This is a genomic window from Vibrio sp. 10N.222.48.A3, assembly GCF_041475345.1.
In the GTDB taxonomy this organism is placed as follows: Bacteria; Pseudomonadota; Gammaproteobacteria; order Enterobacterales; family Vibrionaceae; genus Vibrio; species Vibrio tasmaniensis_A.
Genome location: NZ_JBFRVX010001343.1, coordinates 1 through 803, shown reverse-complemented (window position 1 = coordinate 803; position 803 = coordinate 1). Strand labels below are relative to the sequence as shown.

Annotated in this window: 1 protein-coding gene; it reads left to right on the top strand. The window is 46.0% G+C overall.

Annotated features, from left to right (window positions below):
- The coding region (locus AB4653_RS26210) for a VCBS domain-containing protein (RefSeq protein ID WP_372105687.1) at positions 1 to 803 on the top strand (803 nt) is incomplete at both ends.

Sequence of the window (803 nt, the reverse complement as noted above, 5' to 3'; positions counted from 1 at the left end):
ATTGTTTCTGACGCTGATGGTCATGGCGAAGCTGCATTAGATCTTAAGGGGCAACCGAAAATATCTCTGGATGGAACCTATGGTCATTTCGACATCACTAGTACTGGGACATGGGTTTATAAAGCAGACAACAAGAGTACGCAGATTCAAGACTTAGACAATGGACAAACACTCACAGATAGCATTGAAGTCACATCAAAAGACGGTACCAAGCATTCAATTACCGTCACTATTAACGGGACTACTGACGCTCCTACTCTACACAGCCTCAGTGATTCTGGTGTTCAACATAGTGGTCCAGTTGAAGGGAATCTACTTACTGGCTCTGGGACGGATCAAGGATTGAGTGGTGCAGCAACAGACACCGATTCCAACGCACATCTGGTGTTGCAAGATATTCAAATAAAGGACCCCGTGTCAGGTTATGTCGCGGTAAGGCCTGGGCAACCACATACTATGGCCGGTATCGGTACACTCGCGATCGAAGCGAATGGTCATTATACCTTCACCCCGGAAGCTGGCTTTACAGGTAAAGTGCCAAGTATGGTTTATCGTGTCGGTGATGATGGGGGTAACCCAATAGGAGACTCTTCTCAAAACTCTCTCTCTATTGAAGTCACCCCTCCTCTACAACATGCGCCAACGGTGACAGGGCAAACTGTTTCTACAAATGAAGACATCACCAGAACCTTTACCACCAGTGAATTTGGTTACAGTGATCAAGATGGCGATGCGTTACAGTTCGTGACTATTAGCAGCTTACCGAGTCATGGATTATTACTTTTAAACGGTAACGTCGTAAC